We start from the raw sequence: 880 nt of genomic DNA on the forward strand, positions 1-880 counted from the left end.
GATTACTCGGATCAAAAACCACGATTGTGTGGAAGTTGCCATCCCCAACATGTCCGAGGATCCCGCCTTCTAATCCGCTTTGTTCAATAAGTTCGCGTGCATAGACAACCAGTTCTGGAAGGTGAGAGATTGGTACGCAGACATCTGCACCAGTATCTTTCATCCCTTTTACATGGCTGTACGCATATGATAGCTCATGACGTGCTTTCCACAATTCTTTTTGATCTCTCGAGTCACTTGCTGCCTTCCAGTCTTGACAGCCTAGGTCGTACATTAAGTCTTTTGCAAGTTTTATTTCTTCTTCAACAGCAGAATTCAAGCCAGCAAATTCAAAAAACAGAGAGTGCTTCACAGGGTAATCGTATCCGCCATACATGTTTACTTGTGAAACACTTTGCGCATCAACTAATTCCATGCGCATTACTGGTATTCCACTTAATAAAACAGCCTGGGCCGCCTTGGCACAGTTTTCAGGAGAATCAAAGGTGCATCGCGCTGCCATTGTATATTCAGGGATTCCGTGAAGGCGCAATGTTACTTTTGTTATAATTCCGAGCGTACCTTCCGAACCGGCGAATAAACTTGTTAAATTATACCCGGAGGAAGATTTCTTGGCGTGTGATCCGGTGTGGATAACGGTGCCATCAGCTAAAACTACTTCTAAATCCAGTAGCTGGTCGCGCATGGAACCATAACGCACAGCTGTAGTACCACTTGCGTTTGTCGCAACCATACCTCCAATCGTAGCATCGGCGCCAGGATCAATTGGAAACATTAACCCATGACGATTTACAAGTTTATTTAATTGTAAACGGGTAAGTCCCGGCTGAACGGTAATTGTCAGATCATCCGGTGAGAAGTCTACTACATCGTTCATATT

1 protein-coding gene is annotated in these 880 nt (G+C 44.5%); it reads right to left on the reverse strand.

Features of this window, described 5'->3' with window-relative positions; all coding sequences use genetic code 11:
• A partial coding sequence (locus AC3G7N_RS20715) for an FAD-binding oxidoreductase (protein ID WP_489424054.1) occupies window positions 1-880 on the reverse strand: 880 nt, incomplete at both ends.

The organism is Virgibacillus carmonensis (assembly GCF_057836705.1).